The organism is Legionella maioricensis, assembly GCF_023618015.1.
Taxonomy (GTDB): Bacteria; Pseudomonadota; Gammaproteobacteria; order Legionellales; family Legionellaceae; genus Legionella; species Legionella maioricensis.
The window spans coordinates 18,439-33,607 of sequence record NZ_JAJKBJ010000005.1 but is presented as its reverse complement, the minus strand read 5'-3'; the positions used below and the strand labels follow the sequence as shown (position 1 = coordinate 33,607).

Genomic DNA, 15,169 nt, shown 5'->3' with positions numbered 1-15,169 from the left:
ATCATATGTATGCTTAACGCCAGATTAAATAGCAAGTCAGGTAATCGCAGCTAATTTTTAGGTGAGCTTTTTTTCTTCTTTTCTATCGAAAGAATACCTTGCATTATATGTTTTTCAATTTCTTTCGGAGTTAATGGCTGACTAAATAAAAACCCCTGTACTTCATCACAATTTCGTTGTTTCAAAAAATCCATTTGCTTTTGAGTTTCTACCCCTTCGGCCAGCACTTTGAAATTGAAGCTACGTGCCATAGCAATAATCGCTTCAATGATTACCTCATCACTGCGTGAAGTCGATATATTTTGAACAAAAGACTGATCTATTTTTAGACAGTCAATATGGATCTGTTTCAGGTAATTAATACTGGAATTTCCAGTTCCAAAATCATCCAGGGCAATTTTAATCCCGATTTCCTTCAATTGATTAATCATTTGAATGATGTCCCAATGAGTTATCACCACATTCTCTGTAATTTCAAACTCCAGGCATTGGGGGGCAAGTTGATACTCTTTTAAAATTCCTTTTACCATATCAACAAAATTGGTCTGCCGTAATTGATGCGTCGCAATGTTAACAGCGACTCGAATTAAAGGGAGCCCTTTTTTATGCCAGGCTTTTATCTGCCGACACACTTCACGTAGAACCCATTCACCCAGAGGTATAATTAACCCAGAATCCTCGGCTATTGGAATAAAATCCAAGGGAACTAACAATCCTCTGGTTGGATGATTCCAACGAATTAAGGCCTCTGCACATAATAAATTTTCCGTATCAATACTAAATTGAGGTTGATACAACAAAAAAAACTCATTGTTTTTAAGCGCCATACGTAATTCAGCTTCCATTTTAAAACATTTGTTGGTGCGTTCATTAAGGTATTTGGCATAAAAATAAAACTGGTTTCCGCCCCTCTCTTTTGCTTGATACATTGCTAAATCTGCGCTTTTTAATAATTCATTCACCGTTTTCCCATCTTTGGGGAAAAGACTGATTCCTATTGTAGTATTGATGTTTAATTCACGGCTGTCTATTTGAAAAGGCTGATCAAGTGATTCTAAAATTTTATTTGCCACTAAAATAATATTCTCAACTGAGTTAAATTGGTTAAAAATCATTACAAATTCATCACCACCAATCCGGGCTAGAGTATCCTCTTTGCGGATTAAAGAGGACCATCGTTGTGCAACTAAACGTAATAATTTATCACCAGCCTCATGGGACAAACTGTCATTTATTAATTTAAAGCGATCGAGATCGAAATATAAGATAGCAAATTGTTGATCATTTTCCAGAGCACTATTAATAGTGTTCTGTATTCTATCAATTAATAAAGCCCTATTGGGTAATCCAGTTAATGAATCATGTGTGGCTTGATACTCAAGTTTACTTTCAAGCTTTGCACGTTCAGTAATATCACGAAAGCTCCAGACTCGGCCAACAGTAACGTCGTTTAATCGGTGGGGCTGAGAATAACACTCTAATATCTTCCCATCCTTAAAAATAACCGTATTTTTACTTACTTCATCAATGTGTTTATCAAGATAGTTAATTTGCTTAAAATAAGATCGCGAATTATCCAGCTGATTAAGCATATAATCGATGATTAATCTTACATTTTTACTCTTAAACATAGAATCAGGTATATTCCACATACAAAGAAATTTGGAATTACAATCTATAATAATTCTATTTAAATCGACCACCAAAATACCATCCGTGGATGATTCAATCGTAGATCGTAATAATGACAGTGATTGTTGTAACGACTCCGTTCGTGCTTCAACAGTTTGTTGCAGTATTTTCGTATGATGTTTGGAATCTTTATGTAAAATCCATTTTTTAGTTAATGCGCATGCAAGCTGCTTTACCGCGATTACATCAAAAGGTTTTTTCAAGATAAGATAATTATCACCCATTCCTAACTGTTTTACTGTTTCTTCCCAACTGTAATCGGAGTAAGCCGTACAAATGACTATCTGAATATCAGGGTCAACTTCCCAAATATGCTTAATAGTTTCAATACCATCCCATCCAGGAGGCATTTTGACATCAACGAATGACAAAGCGTAATGCACATCATGTTCCAAAGCTTTCTTTATTTTTTCTACCCCTTCACGTCCCTGATTGGCTGTATCAATAATAAATTTAGGCAAAGAATAGTCCATTTGATGCTTGCTTGCCTCATCTAATGCAAACTCATCTTCATCAAATAATTGCTTATCCAAGTTACTGAACTCATCCATACGATTTGTCGATGTCAAAACCTTTATAAAATCCTGATGAATAGCAGGATTATCATCAATAATCATAATGTGAAGTTCTATATCCCCCATGAACCACTCCCATTGAGCCTAAAATAGTTCTATATTGGCAAGGTCAATATAAATTGCGCCCCACATCCTTCGCCTGCGCTTTCTGCAAAAAGTGCCCCCCCCATAGCCTCTGCAGATAAGGCAGAACTGTGTAAACCAAATCCATGCCCAGTTAGTTTTGTAGTAAATCCAAACGAAAAAATTCTATTTAAATTATTATGTTTTATCCCTATACCATTATCTATTATCTTGATTTGTAATGAATTATCATGGTTTTTATTGATCACAATCTTGATTTTTTTTATTGAGTTCGTTGTATTGAGCAGCACGGCTTCTTTTGCATTTTGAACTAAGTTCACTAATATTTGTAATAATTTTGATTTGTCATTAACAATTAAAGGACATTGATCCAATTCTTTAATGACTTCAATAAACTCACTCTCTGATTTGCTAATCGTCATACTTAATACAGTTTCTATAATTTCAGGAATATAAATTTGTTCATTGATGCTTGACGTACCACTAAGAGGTTTTTGCATCGCCACTATTTCATTAATGTGTTTTAAATCATTAATAAGATTGTCCACTTCAATCATATTGTTCTGACTGTCTTCTAATATTCGTTTCGAAAGTACAACTAAATATTCCGGAATTAATCGACCCTTAGAATCATTTGTTAAAAAATCAGATAGATCCTCTTTATGTTGAGACAGCATTTCAATAATTTTGAATAGTTTCTTCATATAATTTTGATTAAGATTGTTTTTTAACAGATTAATTGATGTGTTTGAACTGTTTAAAATATTTCCAATATTATGCAAAATAGTGGTAGCTACTTCAGCCATTCCAGCACGACGGGCAGTAGAGGATATTTGTTGGTTCAGGTCTTTTATTTTTTCTTCAGCTATTTTATTTTTGTGAATATCGATAAAAATTCCCTCAAGCTGTTTCTCCTCCTCCAAGCAATGACCTATTGTTTTATACCAACGATAGGTTCCATCGGCATGCCTTACCCGTAATTCACATTCATAATTTATTTTCTTTTCAAGAGCGGTTTCCAACTTCTGTTGCAGCTCGTAACGGTCTTGTTCATAAACCAGTTCCATGAACTGCTGAACATTCGGAGGGTTATTAATGGGATTCAGCCCCAACATACTAAATAATTCGTTTGACCAAATTGCACGGTCACATTTTCCATCATAGCTCCAATAGCCTAACCCAACAATGTGTTGTGCGTTTTCCAGCTTTTGATTTAACTGCCGCATTTCTCGAGAGGAAATCTCTATGGATCGATCTTGCATGTAGCGCTCTTGATCGGCATCAATGTAAGCCTGATTAATCCGAGCAAGAAACTTCTGCCACATCTCATCGTTTTCAGGTTTTTTATCAATACTTATATTGCATTTTTCAAGTTGTCGATATAAAAGCTTATGAATATCCATATGCCCTCTTATTCCAGTCATTAAAAATAACTTTTCATGTTTCATAAAAAGTGGTAATGGTCATGGTTTGATTATGTAATTCGCATTTTCCTGCAGTAAAAGGTGATAATTCCCCATAGGAGTAAAAACCTGTCTGGATAGAGCCTTCGGGTAAACTTTTCAAGGTAGAATCTGTTTCTTCCTCGGTTCTTTCCCCTAACAGTAATCTTCTGCCCACACAACTAATACAAATAGCAAATACTGGATGAACTTTGTTATTGTCATCAATCGACATTCCATTATTAGCCAATAGGCTGGCTTCACTGGCACTGTCAATCAAACGGTCAAAGTTGGCGCGCATTAATTGCGCATTGAAGCCAAATGGAATGTCGCCAGCAAAAATCAGGGATTGATCTTGTTCATCAACAGATAAGATGGTTCGAACTAGTTGAGTTGATTCGTTCGATGAAGGGTCACTAATTGATAAGGGGTAAAGTAATCCAGAAGCCGGTAAATCTACAGATTTTTCACCTAAATATTCTTTATAAAGCTGCAAGGCCGGTTTGTAATCCAATTCATAAAGTACATTAGCTTTTGAACGAGTAACTCGACGCACCGGGCCAAAAATATCCCAGCCTCCTTGTGATGCATGCCCCACACGCAGATTTTTACCATAAAAACCAATCGCTACAATACAATTATCCTGCAATTCGCCGTTAATAATAACCCATGTTTTTTTAAAATCACTTCCATCACCAGCTAGCCCACCTGTAATAATAACGTCCGCATTCTCATCAGTAAGAGCTGTATTCAATCCTTTTACCAATTCAGAACCATTAACATTTAATCCGTCAGAGAGTACGAAGATAGAACAAAGATCATCTGCTTTTAGCTGATGGGAAATAGACTCACCTGCAAGGCGTGAGTCGTCTATATTGTTAACGGTGCTTTGTGCGATTTTTAAATCAGTGTGAACAAATTTAACCACCGCTACGGAAAGACTTTCATCATAAATATAATTATCGCAAATCTCACCAGCAGTGGAGCAACCAATTACTTTTGAGTTGGTATAAAACTTTATTAACTGCCTTATTGGTTCCTGTTCATTTAAAAATAGCGGTGCGGCAAATATTAAAACCAGCGTATTTTCAGAATCTACATCAGGAAAGCTCTCTATATTCCACCCCACGCTTCTCACATATTGAAAGGTATGTGTTTCCATATTTATTCCTTAGATAAGAACATTCAGCGTATTTATCAGGAAATTTTTGAATTTATTAAGAAGTATAGTAGATTTTTAGGGTATTTAATTTACTTAATGTTCAACAAATAACAAATAAGGATGCAAATTAAAAGGATTTTTGTCCGAGGAGATCTAACTGGGGCCAGAGAATTCGTCGGAGTTGTTACTTCAATTTCCGTACCCTCCTATGTCCCGCGGACAAGCCGCGAGACATAGGAAAGCTCATTATCTGCAGCCTCGTACACTTCAACTTTTTTTGGGGTTTTTATAATGTAACCAAAGCAATATAAAACCTATGATGGGCATGAATATATCGGTCCAAAAAATAACACCTGCATTGCCCGGGGCAAAATTATGAGCGAGGATTATTTGATAAATATGCCCACCGGCAGCTCCCCACAAAAATAAAGCGGGAGCTATAACAGTTGCAGCCCGAAAACCCACGTTACCCCAAAAACTAATGATCCCCACCACTGCGAAACCTAAACTGGCAAACCCGACTTCGAGTTGAAATGGACTTTGCGGCCAGCCAATAAATTGAGCAGTCATATCGCCCCAAAAAACATGCATCAGAAAATTATAGAAATAGCTAATACCTATATTAAATAATAAAAAATAGGAAAAGAGCACCTCAATACACGCCGCTTTATTTATTGGCTTAGGCTTGAATGCTATTGCAGCCCCTGCACATAGAACGCTTAAAACGAATAAACTCAGGGTAAAATTACTAAGGACAAAAACGATTACCTTTTCCATGATGCTCCCTATCTTTCCTATAACATGAAGACACTAAGTCTCATATTTAGATATAACTGATAAGCCGGTAAATAGTCAAATAATGAGTTTCTGAACTATAATTTAAAGAATGAAAGGTCAATCCGGATAAGATTAACTTGCAGCCAAAGCCTGGAGGCATTATGAAAATTGGTGAATACTGTAACCGGGATGTGATTATCATCAATGGCGATGAATCAGTCAAATTTGCAGCAGAACTGATGCGTACGCATCATGTAGGTGATGTTGTTTTGGTTGAAGAACACGAAGGGGATCGCATTCCAATTGGCATTGTAACGGATCGCGATCTGGTGTTAGAAGTGATGGCATTAGGACTCAATGCCAATGAATTAATAGTTCGGGATATTGTGACCCGCTCTGTATTAGTTGTTTATGAGGAAGACAGTTTATTCGATTGTCTGGAACTCATGAGAAATAAAGGCGTACGTCGTCTGCCCGTTGTCAATGAGGATAACTCACTGATCGGTATTATCAGTATGGATGATATAACTGCTTTATTGGCCGGTATGTTATACAATGTGGTCAGAACAGTAGATCATCAGCAAAAAAACGAGATAAAACAAAGACCTTAATAAACATATCTGCCCCATTAACACCCCCTAATTAAAAAGTCTTTTGCTTCTTTCATGCACCAAATTTTTGTATTTTTCCTTCATCTCTATTGAAAGAAAACTGTGATCAATGAATTGAAACCAGGAGGGAATTTTTTGTATTAAGTCACAAATCACTTCATCAATGATGATTTGATTCAGCCTTAAGCGTTCATTGGCAAAATAGGTTAAAAAATCTTTTTTTGTCAGATTATTTTTCTTCCCTTTTAAAGGCAAAGCCAGCTCTTCTTTAGGATTCATCATAACGATGGTCGTATTTAATAAATCGTAAGCTGGAGACAAGTAATTTTTTTGATTTTTGGTAATAATGGAAAAGTTTTTTAAATGCATGTCTTCGTTACCAACTAAATAATTAAATAAAGTCAATTTAAACAGCTTAATAAACTCTATCTTGGGAAAAGTACAAAATTGAGCAATAATATCAATGACTTGCTCCATAGAACTTTGATATTTTGTATCTCGGCTGTTTCCTGAAAGTTGAGAAAAATCCTCCAGGGCCAATTTTTTATTACGCCCCACCCTGTCAAATCGCTTGATAAAATAAGTCATGCTGTTGTCTTTGGCATATACTAAACCATGCACAGGAACTTCGATGCCAATCGTTGCCGCCAGGCCCATTGTCACCGCTTCATTTTCGGGTAACTCAGGATAATGAGCACTTTGTGTTTTTAAAATGTATTGTCCTTGCTGATCGACAATTTTGAAATACCCTTCCTTTATCTTTAACTGCGCACTTAATTTGGTTTGTACCCCCTGAATAGACATTTTTCCCGCACGGCTTACCGCTTCTTGGCGTTGTTCCTCAGCGCTCAATCCTAATGGATCCAATTGTTGTAATTGGGGGGAAAGTAATTTTAATCCATTTTTGGAATAAAACTCGTTATCGCTAATCAATTCATAAGTTATTGGGCAACGTTTCATTCAATTGACTCAACAGTTACAGCACCAACCAGATCATGCCCTACCTGGATTAATTGACCAAATAAATCATTTTTATCCAGTTTGTATTTACGTAAAAGTCCATCAAGCATAATACCTTCAGGCAACAACCCTTCAAAAAAGGAAGGAAAATGTTTAAATTCGTAAACTCGTTTAGTTAACGGCATGGTCAATGAAACAGGAGCATTATGGTAGTGCTCATGATAGGTAAATTTATAACCACCTTGCTCCAGCTCTTCGAGTAGTCCTGCGTCCACCCCATTGACCAGCACTGTTGCTTTTCTCATTCTGCGCTCTTAATCTGTTCAGGAAATGGAGTATCAAATTTCATTTGAATATTCAGTACATCCAAGACCTTCAATAAAGTATTTAATTGTACTGTTTCTTTACCCTTTTCTATATCAAATAAAGCCGTTTTACCAATACCTGCAATTTTGGCAAAATCCTTTTGTGAAAGACCACTTTGTTTTCGGTAATAGCGTACCATGTTGGCAATATCGGTGGAGTTCATAAGTTTATTAAACAAGAAATATATTACTGTTATAGCAGTACAAACAATTAAAAATCAATCCTTTTTATCAAAATTTTACTATTATGATGGGAAGTTACTGCTAAAACGGTAATTTTATGTGTTTAATAAATTTAAATCGATATTTTCATAATAAATCAAGATTAATTACTGCTATGGCAGTATAAAGATATGGACTAAATTGAGACATGGGACAGAGATTCCTGCCCTAAGGCCATTAAACGTCATCTCGAGGACAGCCAGAGATCTCCTGAATATTAGAAGATCTTTCGTCGTAAGCTCCTTCAGGATGACGAAAAAATTCCCATGCCTCAAAAAGATGAATAATTTTAGTTTTCTTGATGACAGTTTTTAAATTGAGCAGCCATCTGACTATCTATTTTTTTCATCATCATGTTGAGTTCTGCTTTCTGCTTAGTATTCAAAATAGCAAAAATTTGATTTTTAGCCACAATTTTGGCTTTGATCATGTTACCAATTAGTTTTGTTTTTTTATCAACCAAACTATCGATTGTAGCTTGATCCATAGTCGCTGAATCAGCTTGCTGATTAATTTGTATATCCACGTCCTTCATTTGCGATCCATTATCCTTCATCTGGGCTTTCAATTGCTCTAAAACAGGTTTTATTTTTGTTTTTTGAGCATTATCAAGCTTTAAAGAGCCAACCATTTCTTCCATTCCTTTCCTACAGCCCCAGGAATCAGCAGCAGCAGTTTGGCTCAGTATAAATGAGAACGCGAGTGCAACTATCCATAAAAATTTTTTATCCATGATTCCCTTCCTTATTTAAATCACTCGAAGGTAATTATAGACGCTATTTGAGTATTCAACATATAAACTTCAACTAAAGATTCCTGCGTTAATCTATTGATTTTGCGCTTATTCGCCTGCCTGACGGCATTGATTTTGAGCATTTTCCTGGCAAGCTTGAGTGCAATTAATGTCATTTGTTTTTTGACACCTATCCATACACTGACTCAAAAACTGTTGTGCGCATAATTCTTGAGCCTCTTGTGAGGCCACTGCGGCTTGAGTAAGGAGAAAAAATAATCCCATCAGCATACTTATTGTAATTTTGTTCATATATTCATATCCTTTTGTCCCAATTAATTTAAATTTAGCACATAATAAGCAGCTTTTGAGATATGCCATACACCTTTCAGGAACGCTTTCGATCAATGACTAGACTGATATGAGTCATCCCTGTTAAACCAAAGGAGCCGATTTACTGGCTCCCTTTAATAAATCATCCTCTGTTTTGGAAGGCGTATCCGTTAAAGCAGGAAAAAAATGAGAACGATTGGGTTCCTTTCCCAGTTTCAGACCGTTCAAGCACTCTCTAAATACGTTAAAATTCTCCGAAGAGCCTGCATTAATAATGGGAAAGACAATATGATCAAAAAATTTAGCCCTCTTTTCAATTTCCTCACGATATACTTCAGCAACGAAGTCAGGCTTATTTTTAAAAGCGCCGCAACCCCATGCACCTAAAATGACATGAGACTTTTCGTTAAGAATTAATGTATCCAGCTGGCCAGCGACACGACGTCGCATATCTTTTTTATATCGCTCTAGTAAAAGCGCATCACTCCAATCCATTTTATTATCAGAAAGATCGGCAGCAGCTGATCTTAGTTCATAAAAAGGAAATATTTGCTGGGGATGAAGAAAAGGGAAACTCATAGTGCTTTCTGCGATGCGCATTGGTTTTCCTCCTTCAGAACTGTCTGTCTCAATAAACAGTTCAGCTCCTCGAAAACAAATCTGCAGTTTCTTATTCAAAAAAACGTGATAGGCTTCAGCAATTGTTTCTTTTCGTCGTTGACTTAAGGTATTAAGTTCTTCGCTAGTCATTTTTTTCATGGCTCTTAGAAGATCTCTTGTCTCATCCTCGTATCGAAAAGTATTACTTTCCTTATCGAAATAAATACCTTTATCTAGTAATGACAAGGAACAGGTAGTTCGAAGCCACATATTTTCTTCCTGAGCACTTCCTCCCTCCAAAGAAGCACCGCCAGGAAATTGAGAGTTTGCCATATTAAGGACAGCATAAGGTGTTCCAGATTTTTTAGTTGCTTCCAGAGTTGCATCGCCCCAATCCTGATTGATGACTTCAACGACACACGGGAGCTTAACTTTGGTCTTCTGCCAAAGCTTTAAATTAGCTGTCGCATGTGACTGTAAGACTTCATACTGCGAAGGGTCAGTAATATATTTTAATGTCATTCTCATGCTTTTATGACGCCAAAGCCGTTCTGAGTAAAGACCAGAAAGAATGCTTGGCTGGTGTGCGGCATGCACCTCTTTGAGTAAAGAAAGATTAGTTTTTCCAGGTCTAATCCGCTCGTACAATGATTTCATAAATTAATTCCCTATAGCATAATGCACTATGCTCTCATAGCGGGTCTTAATATCATATCCATTTGGGTTAAACAAGACCTGTATGGTTTAATTTTAACAAAAAGTGCCCTATAAACGATACATTATTCAATCACAGATGGCTTAGTTGCAGCAATTTCCTCCAGTACATTTTGGGCGATAATTTCTTCCTTCATATACTCAGCAAGACTACTTGCATCACCAATAGCAATCTCACTGGGTACTTGGGTGAGTGTGTGCGTTTTAGCTGCATTAAAATTATCATTTAATGGATCTAAAAGTCCGGAGCCCACTACTTTGCGCGCGTCTTCTAGTGTAATCAATCTATTACCCGCTTTTAACAGCAGCATTTGACGTGCTACATCATTCATCTTTTCAAAATCAGCCATATAGCGAGGCCCCGTGGACAAAGCCACTTCAATAGACCAGACTCTTTTTTTGAAATCCGGATTGGTCCAGTCCTTAACATGTACAACCTCATTTGAAGACATAAATTTGCCTAGTATATTACCGGGTCCAGCTACTTGAATAAGCTTCATTACATCTCGAGTAACATCTTGACGCCAATCATTATTTGGCCCTCCAAGAATAACAGTTACTTCGTTATTATTGGCAGTCATGTCGGTGATGGGATAATATCGGGTTGGAGTCTCTGGGTCTTGTTCCTCGCGTTTCCTCCTATCATACTCCAAAAACATGCCTCGATTTAGATGTAAAAGCTTTTGGGGAAGCGTGTAAACTTTGGGTAATCCAGTAACCCAAATAAAACCTTTACATGGAATTACTGATAATCCTGCGGCATAAGGTTTAACTGTTTGCGAACAAGGTGAGAAAGAAAGAAAATATTTACTGTGATTCTCACGAATAAAAGCCACAATATCATAGGAAGCATCTTTTTTACTCTCTTTAAAATCTTTTCCCAAAAAACCGCTTCTCATCGCGTCATCAATTTCATCATAACCCTCAGTACCTCGATAAATAATACCCTCACCAACTGGCAAACTGTCACATAAATTCTGAACTCCTTCATCTTTTTCCTGACTGGAAAGCAAAGGCTGATGCATATCTAATTTGCGAGCAAAAAATGAGGCCCTCGGATTAAGGCTTTTGGTAACACTTGCACGAAAAGATCCTATGTTTCCTAAAAATATATTCGCTTTACCTTTCATGTTTTAACCCTTAATGACTGTTATTGGATATAGAAAGTCAATAAATGTCATTTTTGATCTTTTATTACCGACTCTGCGCATAGTTTAATCATAGCAGGTTTGTTAGTTTTTGCTATACTTTGTAGAAAACTAGGTGGAGAGAATATGCGTATCCCAATCTTAATCCCCACTTTACTCATACTCTTTTTATTTAGTTTCCCTTCCTTATATGGCTATTCAGAAACCACTGTAGTTACAGATTCGCAATTGACTATGGAAAAAGCGTGCATCACGAATGGGCAGGACGAGTTAAGAATAAAGTACTCTTATATAGCAGAAGAAGATGCTAAATATATTACGCTTTATGGGTGTTCTTGTGCTTATAAAGAAGCACAAAAGAGTTCTCTTTCCATTGTAGGAACAAATTTTAGAAATGCGAGAAATTGTATTTATTACGCGGTACTGAGAAATGCAATGAGATACAAAGCAGCCCCTTCTTCGGAAGAAAATAGAAGTGCAGGAATACTAAAAAGTTGCGTGTCCAGTTTTCCCCGTGATTTAAAGGATGACAGCATCAACGAAGATATCTCCATTTTTTGTAAATGTGCTTCAATACCCACCGAAAAAATTAGTGAGGAAATAAAGCCTTTAAAATTAAACGAAGATCAAATTTATGAGAAGTTAATTACGGTGATCAGTGGATGCCGTTAATCAAATTGATTAGGCAAATTTCCCCTATCCTATTGGATCCCGGTTGCAAGCAACCGGGCTACTTCTAAAAAAGCGCGCTTTCCGGGGCTATGAACTCACTGGAGAACTCACCGGACTTTGTGCAAAAGCAATATGACTTTTGATGGTACTGGCTAAAGTAACCATGAGATCTTCTGATCGGGTTGTAGTTTTTAATGCAAAAAAGTCATAAACAGGTCGATAGTGAGTTCTTAATGTCCCTACATTGGTCTTTTCCATATGGAATGTAGAGATAACTTCATATAGTTTTTCCAAATCTCCTTTTTGGCATTGCAGCTCAAAAAGAAATCTTTTTAATAAAACGCCTTTTTCTCGATAGTTTGGATAGCTTGACTCACACATGCTCTTAGCATTTTGATGCAGTGTATCAAGTATTGCCTTTACATCTTCAGGAAGCGTAACCCCGGACTCTAAACTTACATTATCTTCAGAGAAATTCTGGATTTTCTGTTGGAGGGCAAAATCATCTTGAACAGATAGGGTCCGAGGATATTGGGGAGGGACAAAATTATAAACGGTACCGTATCTTTCTTTGAATCGCTCTACTATCGCTTGATGCATGAGCATTGTGGGATGGACATCATCCCAAAACATATACCCTTCGGCTGGAGAAATTTTTCCTGCGACAAATTCAGGATTTATTTTGTTTTTTTCGAATTCCTCTGAATCAGTGTACGGTTTTTTTAGTTTATCTTTCTTAAACCCATACTGTTCCGGATTTTTATAGACTTCCTCAAAGTGAGAATGAACATCAAAAACAGAAAGATTAAGGGGAGTAGATGAATCTTTATATTTTTTATTGAGCTCTTCGCATCGTGCAGCCAGTTGCTTGTTAAAATAGACACAACACTCGGCTGCATTGTCTCGTTCATCTTGGGTTTTAGCTTGAAAGCGAGGAGTTAAGGAAAGATTAGGTAAATTAAATAAAACAAAATTCCGATATCCATTTTGAATTAATTGCTCAATATTATTAATTCGCTCTTTAATTGCATTATCTACGGCTTGATAGGTAGGACTTTCGTTGACCGTTAATAAATCATTGGCACCTGACCATTCCATTACTAATGTCTCTGCTTTCTCGAGGCTGGTGACATGATATTTTTTATCATCCTCTAAAAGTTCTGTGCGTTTTTTTTCTAATGTTGCCAATATAAGTCTATAAGCTTCTACGCCAGGATCTAGAGAGAGGTTATAAGAATAATCATGAGAGGTTAATCCCCCTTCACAGTAGAATCTGGCAAAGCGCCTCTTATCGAATAAAATATGCGTATCATCATCTAAATTAAAAGCAGTTTCATTTTTCCTGCGTCGTATGGTACTCGTTAGAAACTCGTCCCCGATATCGGCATTAGCTCTAGCATCGTGTTTTAATTTAAGTCGCTTGCGTTCGAACTCTATTGCAAAGTCTTCTAAGACGGTAGTACAAAGGTAATCGGCCCAAAGATAACCATTAGTAAATCTGCCCCTGGGCGCTCTGCCACTCAGACCGGTGACATAACTCATAGGAAGAAGACCTAGCAACTTACGTCTATCAAGAGTCCCTCTATCTGATAAACTGTCGCCGAGTACAACTAGCTGAGATATCCGTATCATACAATCTCCTCAAAAATGAAAAACAGCAATTAGTTTAAAATCATTGGAAATTATTCTTATTGAAACCAGATTGATTATTTTTTAGCATATATTTTCATCAAATAAAAGAGATGATGACGCAAATGTTTGTTGGTATTTTTTATTAATATTCATCACCTAATGCCATCTTTTGAAATAATGATAAGCGGCGTAGATTAATTCAATCTTTTCGAATATTTTATATTTATAATAGCCATTTTTTTTGAACTTGATATAGATGATTTAGAATAAACTTGAATAGTATAACTCACCGTTTGCTTAAATTTATTTAGAGTTCAGACAATATTCATTTTACGCGCCCAAAGCGCTCTGAAGGCTTCAAAACATACCAATCAAAAAAATTAATTTTGCTATTTGCTATAATCCCATCATAATCCGGTTATTTTTTATTGCCCTAAAAGATTTATCTACAATGACAAACGGACTTATCAGTACAGTTGAGCGGATCGATGATATACCTCTGTTGCTAGCGCAGATGGAAAAAATTCAATTGGCAACATTATTGGACAAACACTTCCCCATGCATGGGTATTTGGAAAGGTCTTGGTTTAGGTCATATTGTCCAAGTCTGGCTTGCCTATATACTCAGTGAAGGCGCTCATCGTCTGAACCATGTTGAAAGTTGGGCTGGTAGCTTACTGATAACGCTTGAAAAATGTTTAGCAAGGCCGGTGTGGTCTTTAGATTTCACTGATGATCGTCTTGCGATAGTGCTCGGTTCATTGGGCTATGATGATGATTTTGAGGCATTTGAGAGCAATCTTAATCAAGGCATCATACGCGTTTATAATTTAAGGACAAAACACGTTCGGGTTACAATGAGTCTAGTTACATGCTTGCATTGGAATGTAGCGGAAATGCTGGGCGTTGGTAAGAAGCTTTTCGCAAAAATTCACAAGCAAAAATATCATGCCCATCATAACCATGAGCTTCACTTCATGGCACGAGAAATCAATGACTGGCTGCCGCAAGGTATTCAATCCATTGTGGGGTTCTTTTCAGGAAGGTACGGAATTTCTCAGCCCCCCTAGAACCCTTTGCTAGTCTAAGCTATAGCCAATAAATCGATTTTTTTATCGCTCATCAACATGTATATAACATCATGTAAATTAATGTATTTTATATTATTTGAAACATATTAATTTCTTGGGATACTTTTCGTTTATGTTGCCGAAAGTTGTGTCAGAAGGCCAATTGAGACCATTAAATGTTGCTGAAAAGCTAGATCTGGCTTAATGATTTTTGCTTAGAGTACCTTTTCGTTCCATTGCTTGTCACACCCCTTATATTTCCGCATTGAAAATAAATGATGTTATTCAATAAATTACTTAAGTAATACTTGCTCCATCCTGATTTGAACCATAAAATAAAAAGTAGCTTACTGAATAGAAGAGCCGGGCTTTTGAGT

Annotated in this window: 15 protein-coding genes; 3 read left to right on the top strand and 12 right to left on the bottom strand. The window is 36.6% G+C overall.

All coding sequences use genetic code 11. The features are described 5' to 3' along the window. Window positions 1-50: 50 nt before the first annotated feature. The 4 genes from LOX96_RS05925 to LOX96_RS05910 all read right to left on the bottom strand — a co-directional run bounded on the left by LOX96_RS05925 (window position 51) and on the right by LOX96_RS05910 (window position 5,732). On the bottom strand, window positions 51-2,333 hold the full coding sequence (locus LOX96_RS05925; RefSeq protein WP_250421815.1) for an EAL domain-containing protein: 2,283 nt from the start codon (window positions 2,331-2,333) through the stop codon (window positions 51-53). Between the two features lie 29 nt (window positions 2,334-2,362). Then, window positions 2,363-3,754, bottom strand: coding sequence for an ATP-binding protein (locus LOX96_RS05920; protein ID WP_250421814.1), 1,392 nt, complete (start codon window positions 3,752-3,754; stop codon window positions 2,363-2,365). Between the two features lie 34 nt (window positions 3,755-3,788). Next, window positions 3,789-4,955: an FIST signal transduction protein gene (locus LOX96_RS05915; RefSeq protein ID WP_250421813.1), complete on the bottom strand. Its 1,167-nt coding sequence runs from the start codon at window positions 4,953-4,955 to the stop codon at window positions 3,789-3,791. A 267-nt stretch (window positions 4,956-5,222) separates the two neighbouring features. Then, window positions 5,223-5,732, bottom strand: a complete 510-nt coding sequence (locus tag LOX96_RS05910; RefSeq protein ID WP_250421812.1) for a DUF6790 family protein — start codon at window positions 5,730-5,732, stop codon at window positions 5,223-5,225. A gap of 161 nt (window positions 5,733-5,893) precedes the next feature. Here LOX96_RS05910 and LOX96_RS05905 point away from each other — a divergent pair, with 161 nt between their 5' ends. Further along, window positions 5,894-6,343, top strand: a complete 450-nt coding sequence (locus LOX96_RS05905) for a CBS domain-containing protein (protein WP_250421811.1) — start codon at window positions 5,894-5,896, stop codon at window positions 6,341-6,343. Window positions 6,344-6,370: 27 nt separating this feature from the next. On the opposite strand, the gene LOX96_RS05900 is transcribed toward LOX96_RS05905, so the two are convergent. The 7 genes from LOX96_RS05900 to LOX96_RS05870 form a co-directional block, all read right to left on the bottom strand. After that, entirely contained in the window at window positions 6,371-7,303 is a 933-nt protein-coding gene (locus tag LOX96_RS05900; RefSeq protein ID WP_250421809.1) for a HipA domain-containing protein, read from the bottom strand. After that, on the bottom strand, window positions 7,300-7,608 hold the full coding sequence (locus tag LOX96_RS05895; protein ID WP_250421807.1) for a HipA N-terminal domain-containing protein: 309 nt from the start codon (window positions 7,606-7,608) through the stop codon (window positions 7,300-7,302). Before LOX96_RS05895 ends, LOX96_RS05900 begins: the two co-directional genes overlap by 4 nt. After that, a complete protein-coding gene (locus LOX96_RS05890; protein ID WP_250421806.1) occupies window positions 7,605-7,832 on the bottom strand; it encodes a helix-turn-helix transcriptional regulator in 228 nt (75 codons plus the stop codon). The genes LOX96_RS05895 and LOX96_RS05890 overlap by 4 nt, the downstream gene beginning before the upstream one ends. Before the next feature lie 347 nt (window positions 7,833-8,179). Next, on the bottom strand, window positions 8,180-8,623 hold the full coding sequence (locus tag LOX96_RS05885) for a Spy/CpxP family protein refolding chaperone (RefSeq protein ID WP_250421805.1): 444 nt from the start codon (window positions 8,621-8,623) through the stop codon (window positions 8,180-8,182). 108 nt (window positions 8,624-8,731) lie between these two features. Beyond that, window positions 8,732-8,935: a hypothetical protein gene (locus LOX96_RS05880; protein WP_250421804.1), complete on the bottom strand. Its 204-nt coding sequence runs from the start codon at window positions 8,933-8,935 to the stop codon at window positions 8,732-8,734. 123 nt (window positions 8,936-9,058) lie between these two features. Further along, on the bottom strand, window positions 9,059-10,213 hold the full coding sequence (locus LOX96_RS05875; protein WP_250421803.1) for a poly(ADP-ribose) glycohydrolase domain-containing protein: 1,155 nt from the start codon (window positions 10,211-10,213) through the stop codon (window positions 9,059-9,061). A gap of 122 nt (window positions 10,214-10,335) precedes the next feature. Beyond that, window positions 10,336-11,400 (bottom strand): hypothetical protein, encoded by a 1,065-nt coding sequence (locus tag LOX96_RS05870; protein WP_250421802.1) that lies wholly within the window; start codon window positions 11,398-11,400, stop codon window positions 10,336-10,338. Between the two features lie 144 nt (window positions 11,401-11,544). Here LOX96_RS05870 and LOX96_RS05865 point away from each other — a divergent pair, with 144 nt between their 5' ends. Then, on the top strand, window positions 11,545-12,090 hold the full coding sequence (locus tag LOX96_RS05865; RefSeq protein ID WP_250421801.1) for a hypothetical protein: 546 nt from the start codon (window positions 11,545-11,547) through the stop codon (window positions 12,088-12,090). An 87-nt stretch (window positions 12,091-12,177) separates the two neighbouring features. On the opposite strand, the gene LOX96_RS05860 is transcribed toward LOX96_RS05865, so the two are convergent. Continuing rightward, window positions 12,178-13,722 carry an SGNH/GDSL hydrolase family protein gene (locus LOX96_RS05860; protein ID WP_250421800.1) on the bottom strand — a complete coding sequence of 515 codons (1,545 nt, stop codon included), beginning with the start codon at window positions 13,720-13,722 and terminating at the stop codon, window positions 12,178-12,180. A 563-nt stretch (window positions 13,723-14,285) separates the two neighbouring features. Here LOX96_RS05860 and LOX96_RS05855 point away from each other — a divergent pair. Next, a complete protein-coding gene (locus tag LOX96_RS05855) occupies window positions 14,286-14,792 on the top strand; it encodes a hypothetical protein (protein ID WP_250421799.1) in 507 nt (168 codons plus the stop codon). The last annotated feature ends 377 nt before the right edge of the window (window positions 14,793-15,169 follow it).